18 protein-coding genes, 1 tRNA gene and 2 pseudogenes are annotated in these 18,859 nt (G+C 59.7%); 12 read left to right on the forward strand and 9 right to left on the reverse strand.

Going from position 1 to position 18,859, the window contains the following annotated elements:
* Positions 1–12: 12 nt before the first annotated feature.
* Together ACD590_RS07925 and ACD590_RS07930 are read right to left on the reverse strand one after the other, a co-directional pair.
* Positions 13–855 carry a universal stress protein gene (locus tag ACD590_RS07925; RefSeq protein ID WP_018241715.1) on the reverse strand — a complete coding sequence of 281 codons (843 nt, stop codon included), beginning with the start codon at positions 853–855 and terminating at the stop codon, positions 13–15.
* Between the two features lie 108 nt (positions 856–963).
* Positions 964–1,740: a competence/damage-inducible protein A gene (locus ACD590_RS07930; RefSeq protein WP_439002397.1), complete on the reverse strand. Its 777-nt coding sequence runs from the start codon at positions 1,738–1,740 to the stop codon at positions 964–966.
* 254 nt (positions 1,741–1,994) lie between these two features.
* On the opposite strand from ACD590_RS07930, the gene wrbA reads away from it, so the two are divergent.
* Positions 1,995–2,591 (forward strand): NAD(P)H:quinone oxidoreductase type IV, encoded by a 597-nt coding sequence (gene wrbA, locus ACD590_RS07935; protein WP_018241717.1) that lies wholly within the window; start codon positions 1,995–1,997, stop codon positions 2,589–2,591.
* Between the two features lie 219 nt (positions 2,592–2,810).
* Positions 2,811–2,895, forward strand: a tRNA-Leu gene (locus tag ACD590_RS07940).
* Between the two features lie 286 nt (positions 2,896–3,181).
* On the opposite strand, the gene ACD590_RS07945 is transcribed toward ACD590_RS07940, so the two are convergent.
* Positions 3,182–3,556, reverse strand: coding sequence for a VanZ family protein (locus ACD590_RS07945; protein ID WP_018445713.1), 375 nt, complete (start codon positions 3,554–3,556; stop codon positions 3,182–3,184).
* A 236-nt stretch (positions 3,557–3,792) separates the two neighbouring features.
* On the opposite strand from ACD590_RS07945, the gene ilvA reads away from it, so the two are divergent.
* The 4 genes from ilvA to ACD590_RS07965 all read left to right on the forward strand — a co-directional run bounded on the left by ilvA (position 3,793) and on the right by ACD590_RS07965 (position 8,457).
* Positions 3,793–5,043, forward strand: coding sequence for a threonine ammonia-lyase (ilvA, locus tag ACD590_RS07950; protein ID WP_018241719.1), 1,251 nt, complete (start codon positions 3,793–3,795; stop codon positions 5,041–5,043).
* 37 nt (positions 5,044–5,080) lie between these two features.
* The gene (locus tag ACD590_RS07955) at positions 5,081–5,407 is read left to right on the forward strand and encodes an HlyU family transcriptional regulator (protein ID WP_018241720.1); all 327 of its coding nucleotides are present in this window, start codon (positions 5,081–5,083) and stop codon (positions 5,405–5,407) included.
* A gap of 237 nt (positions 5,408–5,644) precedes the next feature.
* Positions 5,645–6,916, forward strand: coding sequence for a diguanylate cyclase (locus ACD590_RS07960; RefSeq protein ID WP_439002398.1), 1,272 nt, complete (start codon positions 5,645–5,647; stop codon positions 6,914–6,916).
* Positions 6,917–7,263: 347 nt separating this feature from the next.
* On the forward strand, positions 7,264–8,457 hold the full coding sequence (locus ACD590_RS07965) for an MFS transporter (protein ID WP_247264400.1): 1,194 nt from the start codon (positions 7,264–7,266) through the stop codon (positions 8,455–8,457).
* Between the two features lie 76 nt (positions 8,458–8,533).
* Here ACD590_RS07965 and ACD590_RS07970 read toward each other — a convergent pair.
* Positions 8,534–8,671: pseudogene (locus tag ACD590_RS07970) on the reverse strand (SDR family oxidoreductase); the annotation flags it as partial.
* A gap of 25 nt (positions 8,672–8,696) precedes the next feature.
* On the opposite strand from ACD590_RS07970, the pseudogene ACD590_RS07975 reads away from it, so the two are divergent.
* Positions 8,697–8,786: pseudogene (locus tag ACD590_RS07975) on the forward strand (TetR/AcrR family transcriptional regulator); the annotation flags it as partial.
* A gap of 48 nt (positions 8,787–8,834) precedes the next feature.
* On the opposite strand, the gene ACD590_RS07980 reads toward ACD590_RS07975, so the two are convergent.
* A complete protein-coding gene (locus tag ACD590_RS07980) occupies positions 8,835–9,449 on the reverse strand; it encodes an FMN-dependent NADH-azoreductase (protein ID WP_018241724.1) in 615 nt (204 codons plus the stop codon).
* Between the two features lie 138 nt (positions 9,450–9,587).
* On the opposite strand from ACD590_RS07980, the gene ACD590_RS07985 reads away from it, so the two are divergent.
* A complete protein-coding gene (locus ACD590_RS07985; RefSeq protein ID WP_018241725.1) occupies positions 9,588–10,556 on the forward strand; it encodes a LysR family transcriptional regulator in 969 nt (322 codons plus the stop codon).
* 48 nt (positions 10,557–10,604) lie between these two features.
* On the opposite strand, the gene ACD590_RS07990 is transcribed toward ACD590_RS07985, so the two are convergent.
* From ACD590_RS07990 to ACD590_RS08005, 4 genes are all read right to left on the reverse strand, one after another.
* A complete protein-coding gene (locus ACD590_RS07990) occupies positions 10,605–12,593 on the reverse strand; it encodes a bifunctional 2',3'-cyclic-nucleotide 2'-phosphodiesterase/3'-nucleotidase (protein ID WP_247264399.1) in 1,989 nt (662 codons plus the stop codon).
* 255 nt (positions 12,594–12,848) lie between these two features.
* Positions 12,849–13,253 (reverse strand): PilZ domain-containing protein, encoded by a 405-nt coding sequence (locus tag ACD590_RS07995; RefSeq protein ID WP_018241727.1) that lies wholly within the window; start codon positions 13,251–13,253, stop codon positions 12,849–12,851.
* 85 nt (positions 13,254–13,338) lie between these two features.
* Entirely contained in the window at positions 13,339–14,220 is an 882-nt protein-coding gene (locus ACD590_RS08000) for a DMT family transporter (RefSeq protein ID WP_018241728.1), read from the reverse strand.
* A gap of 71 nt (positions 14,221–14,291) precedes the next feature.
* Positions 14,292–14,753: an Lrp/AsnC family transcriptional regulator gene (locus ACD590_RS08005; protein ID WP_018241729.1), complete on the reverse strand. Its 462-nt coding sequence runs from the start codon at positions 14,751–14,753 to the stop codon at positions 14,292–14,294.
* A 156-nt stretch (positions 14,754–14,909) separates the two neighbouring features.
* Here ACD590_RS08005 and ald point away from each other — a divergent pair, with 156 nt between their 5' ends.
* The 4 genes from ald to ACD590_RS08025 all read left to right on the forward strand — a co-directional run bounded on the left by ald (position 14,910) and on the right by ACD590_RS08025 (position 18,807).
* Positions 14,910–16,028, forward strand: coding sequence for an alanine dehydrogenase (ald, locus tag ACD590_RS08010; protein ID WP_018241730.1), 1,119 nt, complete (start codon positions 14,910–14,912; stop codon positions 16,026–16,028).
* Positions 16,029–16,255: 227 nt separating this feature from the next.
* Positions 16,256–17,185, forward strand: coding sequence for a helix-turn-helix domain-containing protein (locus ACD590_RS08015; protein WP_439002399.1), 930 nt, complete (start codon positions 16,256–16,258; stop codon positions 17,183–17,185).
* A gap of 256 nt (positions 17,186–17,441) precedes the next feature.
* The gene (locus ACD590_RS08020; RefSeq protein WP_018241731.1) at positions 17,442–18,191 is read left to right on the forward strand and encodes an SDR family oxidoreductase; all 750 of its coding nucleotides are present in this window, start codon (positions 17,442–17,444) and stop codon (positions 18,189–18,191) included.
* 67 nt (positions 18,192–18,258) lie between these two features.
* Positions 18,259–18,807 (forward strand): flavin reductase family protein, encoded by a 549-nt coding sequence (locus ACD590_RS08025; RefSeq protein ID WP_018241732.1) that lies wholly within the window; start codon positions 18,259–18,261, stop codon positions 18,805–18,807.
* The last annotated feature ends 52 nt before the right edge of the window (positions 18,808–18,859 follow it).

The following is an 18,859-nucleotide window of genomic DNA, read 5'->3' on the forward strand; positions in this document are numbered from 1 at the left end:
AAGAGCAGCCAATCAACGCGATAACAGGGTCAGTGCCGTCATCGATTGCAGCAGGGTCTTGGTCGTGCCGCCGAAGATCATCTGCCAGAGCCAGGAATGCGTATAAGCGCCCATGACGAGAAGATCGATGCTGCTGTCCGATAGCCTGTTTTCGATGACGTGGGACGCACTTTTGTCCACACTTTGCGCCGTCGAAAGCGTCGTCTTCACGCCATGACGCGCAAGCGTCGCGGCGATGTCGGCGCCTGCTGTCAGCGGCGATTGCAGCGCCGTGTCGGCCGGATCGACCGAAAAGATCTCCACCTCGTCGGCGGCTTTGAGGATCGGCAGCGCGTCGAAGGTCGCGCGCGCCGCCTCCTTCGAGCCGTTCCAGGCGATCAGCACGCGCTTGATCGGCTTCGGCTGGCGGATGATAAAGGGGATCATCAGCACCGGCCGGCCGCTTTCGAAGAGGAAGCTGTCGACGTCGACGTGGCTGTCGGAAGGTCTGGCCGGGTCGGCCTGTGAGGCGATCAAGAGGTCGGCGCTACGCGCACTTTCGATTAGCGGTGCGGAGCCGTATCCGGTTGATGTGGCAAAGCTGCGCCACTCGGAGGAGGCGCCTGATGCCTCCGCTTTCGACCTGAAGATGCGCTCAACCGCAATCGTTTCGCTGTGCGCCATGTCCTGCAGCGCCTGCACGGCGACGGGATCGGGGATTTCCATCGGCGCCACCAGCGGCACGGCGGAGATGATTTCGGCATGCAGGCCGATCACGTGGGCGCCGCTTTCAGCGGCGAAGGCAAAGGCGAAATCGGCAACCGCAGCACTATTGTCTGATGTATCGAGAATGGCGAGAATGGTTTTGTAAGACATATCAATTCTCCTTGCGCTGAAATGGCTTGCGCGAGGAAAGGAATGCACCGGACCGTACTCCTGTTCCTTGATGGGGATCAAGGATGGCCCTGAGTTCCGGCGTTTCCCTCAAGCCTCGGCGGAATGGTTTTCGGCGATGTCCTTCCTGCGGCGGATGGCGTCGATCATCGCCTGCACTTCGGCGCCGGCCGCATCGATAACCGCCTGCGAGCGGCCGCGCACGACGATCTCGGTCGAGAATTTCTGGCCGACATAGCGCGGGTAGGAGCCGATACTGGTTTCCGGATGTGCTTTCTGAATCGCGGTCAAGGGCGTGCCGATCTCGCCTTCGCCGTAAGGGCAGGCGATGGCGAGCGAAAGCACCGGCGTGCCGGTTCGAAGCGTCGGCAACACATTGTCGACCATCGCCTGGAAGACCTGCGGCACGCCGGCCATGACATGGACATTGCCGATGATGAAGCCTGGCGCGGTCGAGACCGGATTGGCGATATGCACGGCCCCGCGCGGCATGCGCGCCATGCGCTGGCGCGCTTCGGTGAATTCCATCTCGCGGCGCCGATACATCTCGGCAAGCAGTGTCATTGCCGCTTCGTCATATTCGCAAGGCACGCCGAAAGCCTTGGAGATGGCATCGGCGGTGATGTCGTCATGCGTCGGCCCGATACCGCCCGAGGTGAAGACGTAATCATATTTGCCGCGAAGGGCGTTCAGCGCCTCGACGATCACCTCCTCGTCGTCGGCGACGATGCGCACCTCCTTGAGATCAATGCCGGAAAGCGTGAGCAGATCGGCGAGATGGCCGATATTTTTGTCCTTGGTGCGGCCGGAAAGAAGTTCGTCGCCGATGGCGAGCATGGCGGCGGTGACGACGATGTTTTGGCTCATGGGATGTTCCGTGATCTGAGGCTGGTGAATAGGTAGTGCCGTTCGGTCGCTTTGCAAACAGCCACGGCATGATGCCCAAAAGTGCAAGTGCTGTTCTGCGATACGTTCATTTTTGCTGAAATGAAAACGCAAGTGAATTTTCGTCTACGGATGTTGAACACTGAGTTCTTCAAGGCATGGCTGTGTTCGGAAATACCCGCTGATAGAACTCCCTCGGTCACGAAATTCAACCAGTGCTCCAAGGGAGATTGAAGATGGCGAAGGTTCTCGTCCTTTATTATTCGGCTTACGGCCATATTGAAACCATGGCCTATGCCGTTGCCGAAGGCGCGAAGTCGGCCGGTGCCGAGGTCACCGTCAAGCGCGTTCCGGAACTGGTTCCGGAAGATGTCGCCAAGGCTTCCTATTACAAGGTCGATCAGGCGGCTCCGATCGCCACCGTCGACGAACTGGCCGACTACGACGCGATCATCGTCGGTGCCGGCACCCGCTTCGGCACGGTCGCCTCGCAGATGCGCAATTTCTGGGATCAGACGGGCGGCCTCTGGTTCGCCGGCAAGCTCGTCGGCAAGCTCGGTTCGGTCTTCACCTCCTCGGCAACCCAGCACGGCGGCCAGGAATCGACCATCCTCGGCTTCCTCCCCACCTTCCTGCACCAGGGCATGGTCGTTGCCGGCCTGCCTTATGCCTTCCAGGGCCAGATGGGCACTGAGGAAGTCAAGGGTGGATCGCCCTACGGCGCTTCCACCATCACCAATGGTGACGGCTCGCGCCAGCCTTCCGAGATCGAGCTGGAAGGCGCGAAATACCAGGGCGCCCACGTCGCCAAGCTGGCAGCTAAGCTCGCCTGATCTTTGACACTGAAATAAATCAAGGTGCGGCAGGCATGGGGCTCGCCGCGCCTTTTCTGTTTTTCCCCGCGACAGACTGGGCAGCCTTCGTCGGCGCGGGCTTTCGCGAGGGAAATGTCTAGCCGATCACTCGTCGGTGCTGCCGGCAAACGGGCACTATTTTTTACGCCTTGCGGCTCTTCCCATCGCCCATGACGCAAGATATTGAAAATGCCGCAAGCGGGCGTGGCGAAACTGGTAGACGCAAGGGACTTAAAATCCCTCGGCCTTGGCTGTACGGGTTCGAGCCCCGTCGCCCGCACCATTTTCATAATGCCGTTGGAATATGCCAGTATTGTATCTGCCTGCATATTGTGCACAAAAGCGAGTTGCCGCTTGACAATGGTATTTTCGATGCAAGTATTGCGCCGCGGCGGCTGAGTAAGTGTTGTCTTGTGGGAGTAAGACGATGGTTTACGATTGGAGTGGGGCGAAGGTTCGGCGCATCCGGATCTTCAAGACCAGTGTCGCACTTGTTCTGGGAACTGCGATGGCTGCGATACCACTGCTCTTCTGGGCAGTGCAATTGCGCGGTTTCTAACCTGGGATAATCAGCGTTCTGCGAAGGGTAGAGCGTTTGGCGCTTTGGTCTCGCGCCATCTGTTGATCACCCATCCGGCTAGCAGCCCGAGGGCAGCGCCCATGGCCTTGATGCCTGCATCATGCAGGCGCGGATGCCGCGTCGGCGAGAAGTATTGCAGATATTCGATGGCGAATGCGCCGACGATCAGCAGCATGGCGACCATCTTCCACTGTTTCGGATAGGCCAGCGCAAAGGCGAAGCCAAGGAGAAGATAGGCGACCGCGCGGTCGACATCGACCATCGTGACCGTATTCGGCCTCTCTCCGATCGGCGAAACGGTGACGAAGATGATGAAGGCCAGCAGCAGCCAGGCGAGCGGTCTTGCGAATTTGAATGTCATCATAGCTTCATATTAGTGGCCGTCCTTTTTATTGACAGTTAAAATCAGTTCATGTGCCGCCAATTTCGCTATTGGCTTAAGAAAGGCCTTCCCCGGGAGCAGAACCTGTCCCCAGCGCCGAACCCGGCCCCGCGGAGTGAAACGATGCGGGAGCGAACTGGAAATGGCCCAAACGAGCTTCTTTTGCCGGCCGGCCTGTGCCATAGCGGCGGTGGCTAACGTGAGAATGGACCATACCCGTGACGAGACTTGATGTCGAAAGCGCCGAAGAGGCAATGCGCAGCCTGTTTCCGGCAACGCCGCTGCAGCTCAACGATCATTTGTCGGCCCGCTACGGTGCCGATATCTGGCTGAAGCGCGAGGATCTGTCGCCGGTGCGCTCCTACAAGATCCGCGGCGCCTTCAATTTCTTCCGCAAGGCGATCGGGCAGGGTGCCTCTGGCAAGACCTTCGTCTGCGCCTCGGCCGGCAATCATGCTCAGGGCTTTGCCTTCGTCTGCCGCCATTTCGGCGTGCCGGGCGTCGTCTTCATGCCGGTGACGACACCGCAGCAGAAGATCGACAAGACCAGGATGTTCGGCGCCGAATTCATCACTATTCGGCTGTTCGGCGACTTCTTCGACCAGTGCTACCAGGCCGCACGCGAACATGTGGAGGCGGTCGGCGGCGTCATGGTGCCGCCCTTCGACCATCCGGACATCATTGAGGGGCAGGCGACGGTCGCCGCCGAAATCATGCAGCAGCTGCCTGAGGGAACGGTGCCCGACATGGTCGTCCTGCCGGTTGGCGGCGGCGGACTTGCCGCCGGCATCACCGGCTATCTCGACGGCACCGTGCCGAAATCGGCTTTCGTCTTCACTGAGCCCGCCGGCGCGCCAAGCCTTAAGCGCAGTATCGAGGCGGGCAAGGTGACGACGCTGGCCAAGGTCGACAATTTCGTCGATGGCGCTGCCGTCGCCCGCATCGGCGACCTGAATTTCGCCGCTCTTCGCGATTTCCCGGCAAGCCAAGTGCAACTGATGCCGGAGAACGCCATCTGCGTCACCATTCAGGAGATGCTGAATGTCGAGGGCGTCGTGCTGGAGCCGGCCGGCGCCCTGTCACTGACGGCGATCGCCGCGATGGATCGCCAGACGATCCGCGGCAAGACCATCGTCGCCGTCGTCTCCGGCGGCAATTTCGATTTCGAGCGTCTGCCTGACGTAAAGGAAAGAGCCATGCGTTACGCAGGGCTGAAGAAATACTTCATCCTGCGGCTCGCCCAACGCCCTGGCGCGCTGCGCGATTTCCTCAATCTGCTCGGCCCCGACGACGATATCGCCCGCTTCGAATATCTGAAGAAATCGGCACGCAACTTTGGCTCGATCCTGATCGGCATCGAAACCAAGGCGCCTGAGAATTTCGCCCGGCTGGTCGGAAATTTCGAAGCCGCCGGCATGGGTTACGAGGATATTACCGAAAACGAGATCCTCGCCAACCTGATCATTTGACTTGGCGATAGCGATGCCGTCGTGCTAAAGGCGGAGCATGGCTTCGTTCATTTCAAATCTCTTTTCGATGTTCTCCGGCGGCGGCAAACCGGCCACGGAAGCGGCAGGCCCTTCCGGCGAGCCGCAGCTCTACGGCGATTGCACGATCTATGCCGAACCTCGTAGGGAAGGCAGCCAGTATCGCCTGGCCGGCCGCATCGAAAAGAAGGTCGGCGACGAGGTGCTGGTGCGCAATTTCATCCGCGCCGATCTGTTTACCTCTTCCGACGATGCGATCGAATGCACGGTGCGCAAGGCGCAGCAGATTATCGATCAGCATGGTTCGTCGCTCTTTGGTGACGGCGAGAAGCTTCGTCAGGTCTGAAATCGGGATCCGGGCATAGGTCCCTGATGCCGGCTGTAACTATTCCTGTGTGTGACCCGGGTGCTCTCCAGCGAGCGCGTTCTCACTCACGCAATCTTAAAGGATTGCGGTGAAAGGTATCGCCTGCAGGATTTGCAGGACACCCCCCGTGTTTGACTGTTTCGGACGATTGACCAAAGGATTCGCTGTCGCGATCGCCGCGCCGGCAGGAGGCCGAACGTCCGGCGCCAAGGTCTCATGATGGAGACACTGAACCTCCTTCTCTTCGTCGTCGAAGCCATCGCCTATTTCGTGCTGATGGTAACGCTTCTGCATTTCCGTCATCGGCTTGGTCTCGGGGTTTTCCTGACGGCGCTCGGCGTCATGCATTTCATGGAGACATATCTGGCGGCGGTCTTCTATGTCTCGCTGCCGTTCGGGGATGTGTCGCCGGGTTCATCCGTGTTCTTCTCCGGTAAGCTGATGATGATCCTGATGCTTTACCTGCAGGAGGATGCGGCGACGGTGCGCCAGCCGATCTACGGCCTGTTCCTCGGCAACCTGCTAACCGTCGGTATTGCCTGGGTGCTGCAGATGCACCAGCCGCTGCAGATGTCGACCGGCCACACACCCGACGTCGATTTTCTCAAGGAGATGGGCTGGCTGATGGTCTGGGGCACGGCGCTGCTCTATGTCGATTCGCTCGGCATCATCCTGCTCTACGAAAAACTCGGCAATTTCTTTCGCCGCCGCGTCGTCCTGCGCTTCCTGATTTCGGGATTCGTGCTGCTGACCTTCGACCAGATCGGCTTCTTCGCCGCGCTGCATTACTTCCTGGATGTACCGATCGCCGCATTCTGGGGCGGATGGAAGGCGAAAATGCTTGCCGTCTGCCTCTACGCGGCGATGTTCGCATTCTATGAATATCGCATTCGCCGTATCGGCGCAGCCGGGTCCGCACGTTCGATCAGCGACGTATTCGGTGACTTGACGTTCCGCGAGCGCTACAACGATCTTCTGGAGCGCACTGGCCGCGACATGCTCACTGGCGTCTATGATCGGACGCGCATGGAAATGGAAGCGCCGCTGATGCTGCTCGAGGCACTGAAGCAGGGGCTATTCGCCACCGTCCTCATTATCGACGCCGATCACTTCAAGGATGTCAATGACGGCTACGGCCATCTCCAGGGCGACGAGGTGCTGAAGGCGATCGCCGCCCGATTGGGCACGACGCTGCGCTCCAGCGACCGCGTCTTCCGCTTCGGCGGCGAGGAATTCGTTGCCGTCTGTCCAGGCACCGACCACGAAGAAGGGCTGCTGCTTGCCGAGCGCCTGCGCTGGACGATCGCGACCAGCGTCAAGACGCCGGATGACAGGCCGGTCACGGTCAGTATCGGGGTTGCGACCGCCGATGAGGACGGCGTCGATTTCACCGCCGTGCTGACGGCGGCCGACGGCAGGCTCTACGCGGCAAAGAAGAGCGGCCGCAATTGCGTCGTCGGCCGCTCCGGCGTGGTGAAACTCAGTTAGCTCAGCCAGACCCAGTTAGCCCGAGCAACCAGTTGGCTCGGCTGGCCCCGATTGAGGCTCTTCTCCATTTGGCTGAACGTGGTCAACCCAATAGGTATTCCTGAGAATTCGCATCGCTGATGGCGGGCGAGGTCGCGGACGTCGGGAGGCGGCTTCCTAATCATCGATCGATGCAGCGCGTTGACCGGGGATGTTGAGGATGTTGCTTAAACCGAAACATTTGCCCATCTGTCTATGTCTTTTCAATAGGTTATGAGCGATATAAAAACGGCTTGTTCGTAAAATGCAAACGTGATCTCCATTGCGGAAATATCCCAGATCAGTTTTCCTGCGAGGGGCGTGGAGACATGAGTGATTCAATTGCACGGAAGAAAGTCGATGGCGGCGAGTTTACCGCTTTGTGTATTGGAGGGTTTCTTCTTTCGATCGCCTACGGCGTGACCTTTCTGGTTCCGGTGCTGGTTGGCCAGCGTGGCGGCGACGAGGCGCTGGCCGGCCTGATCATTTCGGCCGCGACTGTCAGCACCGTCATTCTCGTGACCCTGTCCGGGCACATCGCGGATGCCATCGGCTCGGCGCGGGCGGTGGCTGTTTCGGGACTGTTTCTTGCCGCGTCAGCGCTGGGATTCGCCATGGTTCCCTCAGCTGGGCTGAGTCTGATGACGGTCGGCTTCATCCTCGGCATAGGCTGGGGCACCTTCTATGCGCTTGGACCCATTCTGGTCGCCGCTATCGTCGAACCCGAGCACCGCATCAGGTTTTTTGCTCTACTTTCCGGATCGATGATGTCGGGCATCGGCGCCGGACCGATCATTGGCCGCATTGCCACAGGCTGGTCGATGCCGATCGAGGCGGCCTTCGCATTTGCATTCCTTGCCAGCCTCGCCGGCGGTGCGCTTTACTTTTTGCTCCATATCCGGCTGACCAATGCCGGCAAGATTTTGCCTCATGTCAACAAGATCTCATTTGCCTCAGCGCGTGAGGTGATCGGTTCGCGGGCCGTCTATTCCATCATTATGGTCGGCATCGGCGGCGCGATTTTCGGCGGGTTGTCCAGCTTTCAGACCAGCTACGCCAATGCGCATGGGTTCGACTACTCCCTGTTCTTCATCGGCTTCATGTCCGCCGCGATTCTGAGCCGGCTGTTCGTGGCGGGATATGTGGTCAAGAAAGACCCACTCTATTCGCTTTTGGTCCTGACAAGCCTGACGCTGGCATCGATCGTGCTGTTCCTGATGCTGACATCAAGTCAGCTTGCCTATCTGGGAGGCGCAGCGATGCTGGGGGTGGGCTATGGATTGACCTATTCGGTCATCAACGGCCTGGCTGCAAATGAGGCTCCAACTGGCCTTATGCCGCAGTCGCTTTTGTTATTCTCGCTGGCCTATATGATCGGCGTCTTCGGCTTTCCGTTGGTGGCCGGCAATCTGATCGTTTCCTCCGGCATCCAGACCATGCTCTGTGTATTGCTTCTGCTTGCCGTCCTGAATTTGGCAATCGTCCTGTTTCGCATTGCCCACCGCGCGACGCGTCAGAGCTAAGCAGAGCGTCCCAAGAGAAAATAGAAACGAAATTGGCGCGGGGCCGGGCAAGTTTGAGTTGCTCGGCCCGGCTCGCTCAGGCGGCGCGGAAGATCTTGGCGCCGGAGGGCGCGCTCGTCATGCCGCCGTCGACGGTGATCTCGATGCCGGTGACATTGGTCGCATCATCCGATGCCAGATAGAGCGCCGCCTTGGCGATTTCGTCGGCTTCGCTCTGCGGCCGAGCGGTTCATGCCGCCGTCGGCCTTGCCAGGATTTCGTCCGATGAGGAACTCTCGGCCGAAATCCTGGTGACGGTCCGGGATTTTATCGCCGGTATCGACAAATGAAAAACGGCCGGCAAAAGCCGGCCGTTTCATGGAGCGTTGAAAAGCCGATCAGGCGGCCAGTGCGATTTCCTGGACGCGCGACTTGGCGGCGTCGATGGCTTTCTCGGCAGCTTCCGGACCGAAGGCCAGGCCTTCGACATAGATGGTCTCGATGTCGGTGATGCCGAGGAAGCCGAGAACCGACTTCAGGTATGGCACAGCATGGTTCAGGGGGGCGGCCGGTCCCTGCGAGTAGACGCCACCCGAAGCGAGCACGACATAAACCTTCTTGCCGGTTGCGAGGCCGACCGGACCGCTTTCCGTGTACTTGAAGGTCAGGCCGGCGCGGGCGACGTTGTCGATCCAGGTCTTCAGCGACGAATAGATGTTGAAGTTGATGAGGCCAGTGCTGATGACGATCGTGTCGGCGGCAAGCAGTTCGTTGACCAGTTTGTCGGAGGTCTCGACGGCCACGCTTTCCTCAGCGGTGCGGGCCTCGGGCGGCTTGCGGATCGCGCCGGTGAAGAGGTCATCGATATGCGGCAGCGGGTTGGCGGCAAGGTCGCGGCGAACGATGACGCTGCCCGGGTTCTGGCTCTTCAGCTTTTCGGCGAGATCGACGGCGATCGGCGTCGAGAGCGATTCGGCACGCGGGCTGGACGTCAGAAGCAGGATGGACGACATGGTGCATTTCCTTTCGAATGGAATTTGACGGCCCGTTGCTGGGAGGTGAGCCGCAGTCTCGAAGCGAAAATAGGTCTGGCCTGCTATCGAAAAAACGGTGATAATGTCGATCGAAACTATCGATGGAATGGATAGAAGATGCTGCCGAACCCGACTCTGGACCAATTGCAGGTGTTTCTAACCGTTGCCGAGACCGGCAGCTTCTCAGCCGCTTCGCGGGCGCTGAACCGTGCCCAGTCGGTTGTGAGCTATACGATAGCCAACCTGGAGGCGCAGCTAGAAGTGCCGCTTTTCGAGCGCTCCGGTGCGCGCCAGCCGAAGCTTACGGAGGCAGGCAAGGCGATGCTGGAGGATGCGCGACGCATTCTCGGCGACCTGCAGGTCATGCGGGCGCGCGTCAAGAGCCTGAGGGAAGGGCTCGAAGCGGAGGTTTCCGTCGCCATCAGTGTCATGGTGCCTTCGCGGGCCCTGGTGGAGGTCCTGCGCGAATTTCGCGAGATGTTTCCGTCCGTTTCATTGAACCTCAACGTCGGCGAACTTGGGATGGTCATGGATCTCGTCCTCAGCGGCAAGGCGACGATCGGGATCGGCGGCGCAGTTCTAAAGCAGGACGATTCGGTCGTCACAGAGCGGATAGGTCATTCCTTCATGCTGCCGGTTGCCGCGCGCAACCACCCGCTTGTTGCGATCGACCGGCCGCTCATGCTCGGCGACGTGCGCGAGGAAGTGCAGCTTGTCGTCACCGATGCGTCGGGTCTGACAAAGGGGCGTGATTTCAATGTTCTGTCCTACAAGACATGGCGCGTCAGCGATATTGCGACGAAGCATCAGCTCATCAAGGCCGGTCTTGGCTGGGGTGGCCTTCCGGCTTCGCTCATCCGTGATGATCTCGTGAGCGGCGCGCTTGTCCCTCTCGATCTGGATGCCTACGAACAGGGGGAATATGCCATCTATTCCGTGCGCCAGCTCGCCAATCCGCCCGGACCCGCTGCCACCTGGATGATCGATGCGTTCCGCACGAGGCTTTCCGCCTGCCCAAACCACGCCGATTTCAATGCTCAGATCGCCGAACTGCGCGAGCCCGGTATGCCGCTTGCGGCCGAATGACGAAAGCGCAGGCGCAGGCGCCGCGCCTTCGTCGACATATTTTTTCGCCTAAAGGACGAGCCTGAACTTCGAGAAGCCGTCGGCGCCTTCGCCGGCATCCTCGATCTTCACGCTCTTGACCTCGGCGAGGAACTGCTTCGCCTTCGGGCCGCTTTCGAAGGTCGCGGTCGTGCCCGGGAGCGGCTTGAAGGTCCAGTTTGCGTCGGCCGACGGATTGATCGTGCCCTGATCATGGATATAGCGGACGATGACGTCGCGGTTGGTATCCGGCGCCTGGAAGATCACCTTATCAGCGGTGATCTCGGGGAAATTGCCGCCGCCGCCAGCGCGGTAGTTGTTCGAGACGACGACGAACTTTTGAGCCGGATCGATCGGCTTTCCATTGAAGGCGAGGTTCTGGATGCGGTTGGCGTCCGGATTGATCGGTTTGCCGGATGAATCATATTTCGGCGGCTGCGACAGGTCGATCTGGTAGGTGACGCCGTCGATGACGTCGAAATTGTAGGACGGGAAATCGTTGTTGAGCAGCGCCGCATCCTTCGAGCCGGCCTCGATGTGATTGAACATGCCGGCTGACATTTCGAGCCAGTTCTTCACCTGGGCGCCGGTGATGGCAACCGCCTGGACCGTGTTCGGGTATAGATAGAGGTCGGCGACGTTCTTGATGGCGATATCGCCGGCCGGAACGTCAGTATAGTAATCGGCGCCGCCGCGACCGCCGGCCTTGAAGGGGGCCGCCGCCGAAAGCACCGGCAGGTCCTTGAACTTGGTGTCGGCGAGCATCTGCTTGATGTACCAGGTCTGGGCTTGGCTGACGACCTGCACGGAGGGATCGTCGGCGACCAGTGCGAAGTAGGAATAGAGCGGCGCGGACGTCTTGCCGACGGGGGTGCGGACATAGGTCAGTGTCGCCTCGTGCTCGGCCTTGGCGGCTTCGACCACTTCCTTCTTGTCGGCGTAGTCGGCAACCACCTTCTTCTTGTCGTCGCGATGATAGATCGGTCGTGCTTCCGAGGTGAAATCGACGATCTTCCAGCTGTTGCCGTCTTTTTCGAGCAGCAGGTCGATAAGGCCGAGATGCGAGCCCCAGAAACCGGCCATCACGGCGGGCTTGCCGTGCAGCGTGCCCTTGACGGGATCGGCATTGGCGACGCCGTCCCAGCTCTTCGGGCCTGGGAAGACGAGATGCTGGTGGCCGGTGAAGATCGCGTCGATCCCATCGATGGCGGCGAGATGCAGCGAGGCGTTTTCCATCTTTTCGGACGGTGCGCTGCCATCGATGCCGGAGTGCGAGAGCGCAATCACGATATCGGCGCCGGCTTCCTTCATGGCGGGAACCCAGGCCTTGGCCGCCTCGACGATATCGCGCGTCTGCGCCTTGCCCTCAAGGTTCTTGATGTCCCAGAGCATGATCTGCGGCGGAACGAAGCCGATGAAGCCGATCTTGACGGGGCTTTCGTTGCCGGCGCCGTCCTTGATCTGCTTTTCGACGATGATGTAGGGCTTGAAGAAGAGATCGTCCTGCTTCGGGTCCGAGGCGAGCTGGCCCTTGGTCAGGTTGGCGCACACGAAGGGAAAGTTTGCGCCTGATAGGACCTTGAACATGAAGTCGAGGCCGTAGTTGAACTCGTGATTGCCGAGCGTGCCCACAGTATAGCCGAGCGTGTTCATCGCCTTGATCACCGGATGGACGTCGCCGTCCTTCATGCCGTGCTGATAGGCCATGTAGTCGCCCATTGGATTGCCCTGCAGCACGTCGCCATTGTCGATCAGCAGCGAGTTGATGGCCTCTGCGCGGATACCGTCGATGATCGTCCCGGTGCGCGACAGGCCCATCGTGTCGTTCGGCTTGTCGGCATAATAGTCATAGGGAAAGACGTTGACGTGAATATCGGTCGTTTCCATCAGCCTGAGATGCGCCTGGTTGGCGCTGGCGCGCGCGCTGAAAGGGTGCAGCAGCACCAGGGCGGAAGTGGCGGCCAGGCCGCCGAGCAGGGAACGGCGGCTCATTACACCAACATCGAAAATGGAAGACATGGAAACTCTCCTTCAGGATCATGCATCGTCCGGCCCGTCAGAATTAGGACGATTTGGCGAGGAGTACACTGCGAAAATGACAGGACGTCGAAACAATCCGCCGGAAAAGCGTCGTGGCTCTGAAATGCAATTTATGGTGCAGTCACTCGGCGCCCGGCTGCCGCAGACGTAGGGCCACGGTCACCCTCGGCGGTCGGTGTCGATCGCAGCTACTGGAACGATCTCAGCCGCTCCTTCGGCGCAAAGGGTGCAGCCTTACGATTTCAGCGTCGATGTCGCCAAGTGAGGCGTCCGCTCGACGTTGGTGGCGGTTCTAACCAGCGGGCGTACCGCCAGCACAGGCCGCATCTCCTTGTGGAAAAAGCGGAAATAGGAGGAGATCTGTGCCCGCGCATTCGAATTCACGTCGAACTGGATGCCGACTCGGCCATTGTGCTTCCAGCGGATGACGCCTTCGAGCAGGCCGAGGTTTTCGGCCTCGATGCGCACCTTGCTGCCGGAGGCGGCATGGAGCGGTCCCTTCATCTCCAGGGCGGCACCGGTCGGCGATAGGTTGAGGATGCGGGCATCCACCTGGCTGTTCAGATATTTGACATGGCCGAACACGCGGCAGTTTTTTCGGTCGGCCTTTCGGGCCGTGATTTTCAAGTTGCGGGTCATACTGTCTCCCTTGGTACAGCCGGGGAGCATAGCGCCGGAAAATTGAAATGGTTTTAGGGGCTTGGCTAAAATTGCAGTGAAACCGTCAGTTGGCGGCGGCCGCTCTGCGTCCCACCACATGTTCGCGCCAGACGGTGAAGATGCCGGCGGCAACCACGATCGCCGAGCCGACGATCATGTTGAAGCTGAGCGTTTCGCCATAGATCACCATGCCGATGATAGAGGCATAGACGAGCGACAGATAGGTCAGCGGCTGGACAGCGGCGGCATCGAGAACATCGTAGGCGCGGATCAGGAAATAATGGCTGGAGATGCTGGTCATGCAGACGAGCGCCATCCAGCCCCAGTCGCCCGGCGCCATCCAGCTCCAGTAGAACGGCCCGACCAGCGTCATCGTGACGCCGCCGACGACGCCGGTATAGAAGAAGCTGGTCATCGACGAATCGTCGCGGCTGACCAGGCGGGTGGCGATAACGTAGAAGGCGAAGTTGAAGCAGGAAATGACGGCGAGAAGCAGCTTCACGTCGAAAAACTCGCCTTCCGGCTTCAGGATCAGCAGTACCCCGAAAAGTCCGGCGCCGATCGCTGCCCACCGCCGCCACCCGACCCGCTCGCCGAGGATCGGCATCGCCAGCAGTGCGATCAGGATCGGCGTCGCGGAAAAGATCGCCTGTGAACGGGCAAGGCCGATCACGGCAAAACAGGTGATGGCCAGAACCACCTGAACCGCAAGCAGAACGCCGCGCGTCACCTGCAGGAAGGGGCGTTTGGTGCGGGCCGTCGTCTTAATCCCGCCGCGCATCTTTGACGCGAGGATGATCGTGAAAAGCGCAAAGGCCCAGTAGCGGATCATCGTCACGAAGATTGGCGGATAGGCCGTCGCCAGATGTTTCGAGATGGCGTCCTGCAGTGAAAAAATGGTGAGCGCCAACAGCGCGAAAATATAGCCTTGGGTCTTCGATGTCATGACTTGCCAATGAGCGGGAAACGCCCGCGCGCATCGAAGTCTGGACAGGCTTTCGGCAAAGATGCAAGGCCTCAAAGGCCGACATTCGGCTTGTCGATGATTTCTCTGAGCGCGAAGCTCGAATTGATCTTGACGACGTGGGGAAGGGCCGACAGCCAGTCACGGTGGATGCGCTCATAGTCCTCGAGGTCGCGGGCGGCGACCCTGAGGATATAGTCGTATTCGCCCGACATCAGGTAACAGACGAGTACGTTCGGACAGAGCTTCACCGCTGCCTCGAATTCCGCCAGAGTCTTGGCGAACTGGCCGGAGAGCGAGATATGCACGATGGCGATCATCTTGTAGTCGAGCGCCTTGTGTGAAAGCCGCGCATGGTAGCCGCCGATGACGCCGCTTCTTTCCAAGATGTCGAGCCGGCGCGAACAGGCCGAAGGCGACAGTCCGATCCTTTCGGCAAGCTCCGCATTGGTCATGCGGGCATTGGCCTGCAGCGCCTTAAGAATCGCAAGATCGATGGTGTCGAGATCGGCCATTCGAAGAACTTTCGAAAAAAGATAGAATGAACGCAATAATCGCCGAAAAATCACCTCTTCGCAAATCGTCTTTGCAAGGACATTTCACTGCCTTGATGGTTGGATTCCTCATCTGAAAAATCCGCGGCCGCGGAGATAAAATTGAGAGGAACGCGCATGCGTGTCGGTTGCCCGAAGGAAATCAAGAATCATGAATATCGCGTCGGTCTGACGCCGGCTTCGGTGCGCGAATATGTTGCCCACGGCCACGAGGTCTGGGTGGAGACCAAAGCTGGCGTCGGTATCGGCGCTGATGATGCCGCCTATGCCGCGGCCGGCGCGAGGATCGCCGCCTCCGCCAAGGATATCTTCGAAAAGTGCGACATGATCGTCAAGGTGAAGGAGCCGCAGCCCGCCGAATGGGCGCAGCTCCGTGACGGCCAGCTTCTCTACACCTATCTGCATCTGGCGCCGGATCCCGAACAGACCAAGGGTCTCATCGCCTCGGGCGTTACCGCGATCGCCTATGAGACGGTGACCGACGAGCGCGGCGGCTTGCCGTTGCTGGCGCCGATGTCGGAGGTCGCCGGACGCCTGTCGATCCAGGCGGGAGCGACCGCGCTGCAGAAGGCCAATGGCGGCCTTGGCGTCCTGCTCGGCGGCGTACCCGGCGTGTTGCCGGCCAAGGTCGCGGTCATCGGTGGCGGCGTTGTCGGCCTGCATGCCGCCAGGATGGCCGCCGGCCTTGGCGCCGATGTCAGCATTCTCGACAAGTCGCTACCGCGCCTGCGCCAGCTTGACGATATCTTCTCGGGCCGCATCCACACGCGTTATTCCAGCATCCAGGCGCTGGAGGAGGAAGTCTTCTCGGCCGATCTCATTATCGGCGCTGTGCTGATCCCCGGCGCTGCTGCTCCGAAGCTCGTCACCCGCGAGATGCTCTCCGGCATGAAGAAGGGCTCCGTCATCGTCGATGTCGCCATCGACCAAGGCGGCTGCTTCGAGACCTCGCATGCAACCACCCATTCGGATCCGACCTACGAAGTCGACGGCGTCGTGCATTATTGCGTTGCCAACATGCCGGGCGCCGTGCCGGTCACCTCGGCGCACGCGCTGAACAATGCCACATTGGTTCATGGCCTGGCGCTTGCCGATCGCGGTCTGCGCGCCATCGCCGAAGACAAGCATCTGAGGAACGGCCTCAACGTCCACAAGGGCCGCATCACCAGCAAGCCGGTCGCCGACGCACTTGGCTACGAAGCCTTTGCGCCGGAGAGCGTGCTGAACGTAGCGTAAGCTAGCTGACTCCAGGTGACGACTTACTGCGCTATTTTCGGCCGGCAGGGCGGTATCCGAAGAGATGCCGCCTTCTTTGTATGACGGCGCACCTGTAATCGAACCGCGACCGTCGGCGGCGTTGGAGCTATGCTTTTCCTCGTCACGCAGCGCGACGAGTTGTGTCCCGCCCGATCAGTTGGCATCGTATCATGCTGATGGGCAGTCGCCATCCAAACGGAGCAGCAATGACGGTTGATAGTCGGGAGCAAACATCGCCGGTTCCGCTTCGAACATCACCTATCGGCCTCGAAACATATATTGCCGGCAGCACACTCGTCAGCGGGGATGGACCAGCCTGGACTGATATATTCGTGCAGGTGTTTTCCCGCCTGAAGGTGCAACATCCCTTTCTTGTCCCAGCGGTCGCCGAGCCTCTCGTTGTTTGGGTGATCTCAGGTCAGGCATGTGTCGAGGAACGCGATCTGGGCGGGGAGTGGGAGGCCAATACAGTCAGAGTCGGGGACTTTTTTCTGACGCGGTCGCCCACGCCATACGAAATGCGCTGGCACGCCGAGGGAGACGAACCTTTCCAGGTAATGCATCTCTATCTCTCCGTTCCGTTGTTTGACCGGGTGGCGGAAGGGGTTCTCGGCAAGGCTGCCAGCGCCGTGCGCCTGCGCGACATATCGGGCGGCCGCGACCAACATCTCTCCAGCATGCTGGAACTGATCCATGCTGAACTGACGGCAGAAGGGCAGGGAAGTCGGCTCTTCGTGCAGGGATTGGCGCAGACGCTCGCTGTTCACCTTATCCGACAATATGCAACATTCGACGCAGAGGCACGGCCGTCAAATGCACTCCCGGGCGCCAAGCTACGGCGGGCGATCGCATTCATGGAAGCCAACCTTCAAGAGCCGTTTGATCTCGCACGTCTGGCGCAAACGGCCGGCATGAGCGCTTTTCACTTCAGCCGCCTCTTCAAGAAGGCCACCGGCCTCTCTCCATCCCATTATTTCATTCGCCAACGCATAGCCAAAGCCCAGCAACTTCTGCAGGAAACCAGCACCAGCATCATCGAGATCGGCATGTCCGTGGGGTATTCGAGCCCTAGCCATTTTGCTCAAATTTTCCGCCGGGAGGCTGGCGTCTCCCCCAGCGACTACCGTCGCAGCTAAAGCGCGTCGCGATCTTTTTCAGATTCGCTCATTGCGCTTTAGGTCTTGGTTTCTACGCATGTCGTTGTCGCAAAACCGCTGCACACTTTTGTGCGACATGCTTTAGCATTTCAGCTTGGTCCTTGCGGATTTGAGCAAGATCCCGACAGGTCTCGCAAGGTCCCGAGAGAGGGATCGATCACTCCTCCTTATGTTCCTCCTTGTCGAACACGACCGTCCTTTCGGTTGGAAGGGCGCCCAGTCAAGGAGATAAACCATGACGAATATCAATGGAAAAATCGCGCTGGTCACCGGCGCCTCGAGCGGCATCGGTGCCGCTACCGCGTTGAAGCTCGCCGAGGCCGGCGCAAAGGTCGGTATCGCCGCCCGTCGCACCGACAAACTTGAAGGCCTCCAAAAGGAGATCGCCTCTGGGGGCGGTGAAGCCCTCGTGATCGAAATGGACGTGGTCGATCCAGCCTCCGTCGAAGCCAGCGTCAAAAAGCTGGTGGGTGCCTATGGTTCGATCGACATTCTCGTCAACAATGCTGGCCTGATGCCGCTTTCGGATGTGGATCAGTTTAAAGTCGACGAATGGCACCGGATGGTCGACGTCAATGTGAAAGGCCTGCTGAACACCACTGCTGCAGTTCTGCCGCAGATGATCAATCAACATTCGGGCCACATCTTCAACATGTCGTCGATTGCTGGCCGCAAGGTCTTCAAAGGCCTGTCGGTTTATTGCGCCACCAAACATGCGGTGGCCGCGTTCTCCGACGGCCTGCGCATGGAAGTGGGCCAGAAGCACAACATTCGGGTGACGTGCATCCAGCCAGGCGCCGTGGCGACCGAGCTGTATGATCACATCACGGAGCCTGGCTATATCAAGCAGATGGACGACCTTGCCAAGCAGATGACGTTCCTGCAGGGCGCAGACATCGGCGACACCATCGTCTTCGCGGCGCAGGCGCCTGCCCATGTGAATGTCGCAGAACTCTTCGTTCTGCCGGTCGAACAGGGCTGGTAACCACACCAGAAGGTCTTTCAGCTTCCCCGCATACATGCGGGGAAGAGACTCACGAAGGAGCCGGACGATGAATGAGATTTCCGCTTCCCAGACCTATCGCCTGCTCGAACCCGGCCCGATCGTTCTTGTGACGACGAGCCTTGAGGGAACGCCCAATGTGATGACGATGGGTTTTCACATGATGATCCAGCATGCGCCGCCGCTGATCGGTTGCGTCATCGGCCCTTGGGACTTCAGCCACCAGACCTTGAAAAAGACCGGCGAATGCGTGATCGCGATTCCAGCGGTCGATCTTGCCGAAACCGTGGTGGACATCGGTAATTGCTCCGGTGACACGGTGGACAAGTTCGAGCGGTTCAGCCTGAGGACTCGTCCAGCAAAGGATGTCGCGGCGCCGTTGCTGGTGGACTGCCTTGCCAATATCGAATGCCGTGTTGCCGATCCGAGCTTCGTCGATCGATACAATCTCTTCATCCTCGAAGCAAAGAGGATCTGGATTGACGAGAGCCGCAAGGAACGACGGACCATGCATCATCGCGGTGACGGCAGCTTCACCGTGGATGGCGGCACACTCGATCTCCGGAAGCGCATGGTCAAGTGGCGGCACTTGCCATAAAGCGCGCCGCTGCACGCAAAAAAACATCCCTAAACTTCACATTGATTGAAAG

The organism is Rhizobium sp. 862_C5_N1_2, assembly GCF_051811205.1.
Lineage (GTDB): Bacteria > Pseudomonadota > Alphaproteobacteria > Rhizobiales > Rhizobiaceae > Rhizobium > Rhizobium leguminosarum.

What these genes read in the sequence shown, in the direction of transcription:
- ACD590_RS07985 (WP_018241725.1), top strand. Translation starts at nt 9,588, where the DNA reads ATGCTGCCGAACCCGACTCTGGACCAATTGCAGGTGTTTCTAACCGTT.
- ACD590_RS08005 (WP_018241729.1), bottom strand. Translation starts at nt 14,753, where the DNA reads ATGGCCGATCTCGACACCATCGATCTTGCGATTCTTAAGGCGCTGCAG.
- wrbA (WP_018241717.1), top strand. Translation starts at nt 1,995, where the DNA reads ATGGCGAAGGTTCTCGTCCTTTATTATTCGGCTTACGGCCATATTGAA.
- ACD590_RS08015 (WP_439002399.1), top strand. Translation starts at nt 16,256, where the DNA reads ATGACGGTTGATAGTCGGGAGCAAACATCGCCGGTTCCGCTTCGAACA.
- ACD590_RS07960 (WP_439002398.1), top strand. Translation starts at nt 5,645, where the DNA reads ATGATGGAGACACTGAACCTCCTTCTCTTCGTCGTCGAAGCCATCGCC.
- ACD590_RS07980 (WP_018241724.1), bottom strand. Translation starts at nt 9,449, where the DNA reads ATGTCGTCCATCCTGCTTCTGACGTCCAGCCCGCGTGCCGAATCGCTC.
- ACD590_RS07965 (WP_247264400.1), top strand. Translation starts at nt 7,264, where the DNA reads ATGAGTGATTCAATTGCACGGAAGAAAGTCGATGGCGGCGAGTTTACC.
- ACD590_RS07925 (WP_018241715.1), bottom strand. Translation starts at nt 855, where the DNA reads ATGTCTTACAAAACCATTCTCGCCATTCTCGATACATCAGACAATAGT.
- ACD590_RS08020 (WP_018241731.1), top strand. Translation starts at nt 17,442, where the DNA reads ATGACGAATATCAATGGAAAAATCGCGCTGGTCACCGGCGCCTCGAGC.
- ACD590_RS08025 (WP_018241732.1), top strand. Translation starts at nt 18,259, where the DNA reads ATGAATGAGATTTCCGCTTCCCAGACCTATCGCCTGCTCGAACCCGGC.
- ACD590_RS07955 (WP_018241720.1), top strand. Translation starts at nt 5,081, where the DNA reads ATGGCTTCGTTCATTTCAAATCTCTTTTCGATGTTCTCCGGCGGCGGC.
- ACD590_RS07990 (WP_247264399.1), bottom strand. Translation starts at nt 12,593, where the DNA reads ATGTCTTCCATTTTCGATGTTGGTGTAATGAGCCGCCGTTCCCTGCTC.
- ACD590_RS07945 (WP_018445713.1), bottom strand. Translation starts at nt 3,556, where the DNA reads ATGATGACATTCAAATTCGCAAGACCGCTCGCCTGGCTGCTGCTGGCC.
- ACD590_RS07995 (WP_018241727.1), bottom strand. Translation starts at nt 13,253, where the DNA reads ATGACCCGCAACTTGAAAATCACGGCCCGAAAGGCCGACCGAAAAAAC.
- ald (WP_018241730.1), top strand. Translation starts at nt 14,910, where the DNA reads ATGCGTGTCGGTTGCCCGAAGGAAATCAAGAATCATGAATATCGCGTC.
- ACD590_RS07930 (WP_439002397.1), bottom strand. Translation starts at nt 1,740, where the DNA reads ATGAGCCAAAACATCGTCGTCACCGCCGCCATGCTCGCCATCGGCGAC.
- ACD590_RS08000 (WP_018241728.1), bottom strand. Translation starts at nt 14,220, where the DNA reads ATGACATCGAAGACCCAAGGCTATATTTTCGCGCTGTTGGCGCTCACC.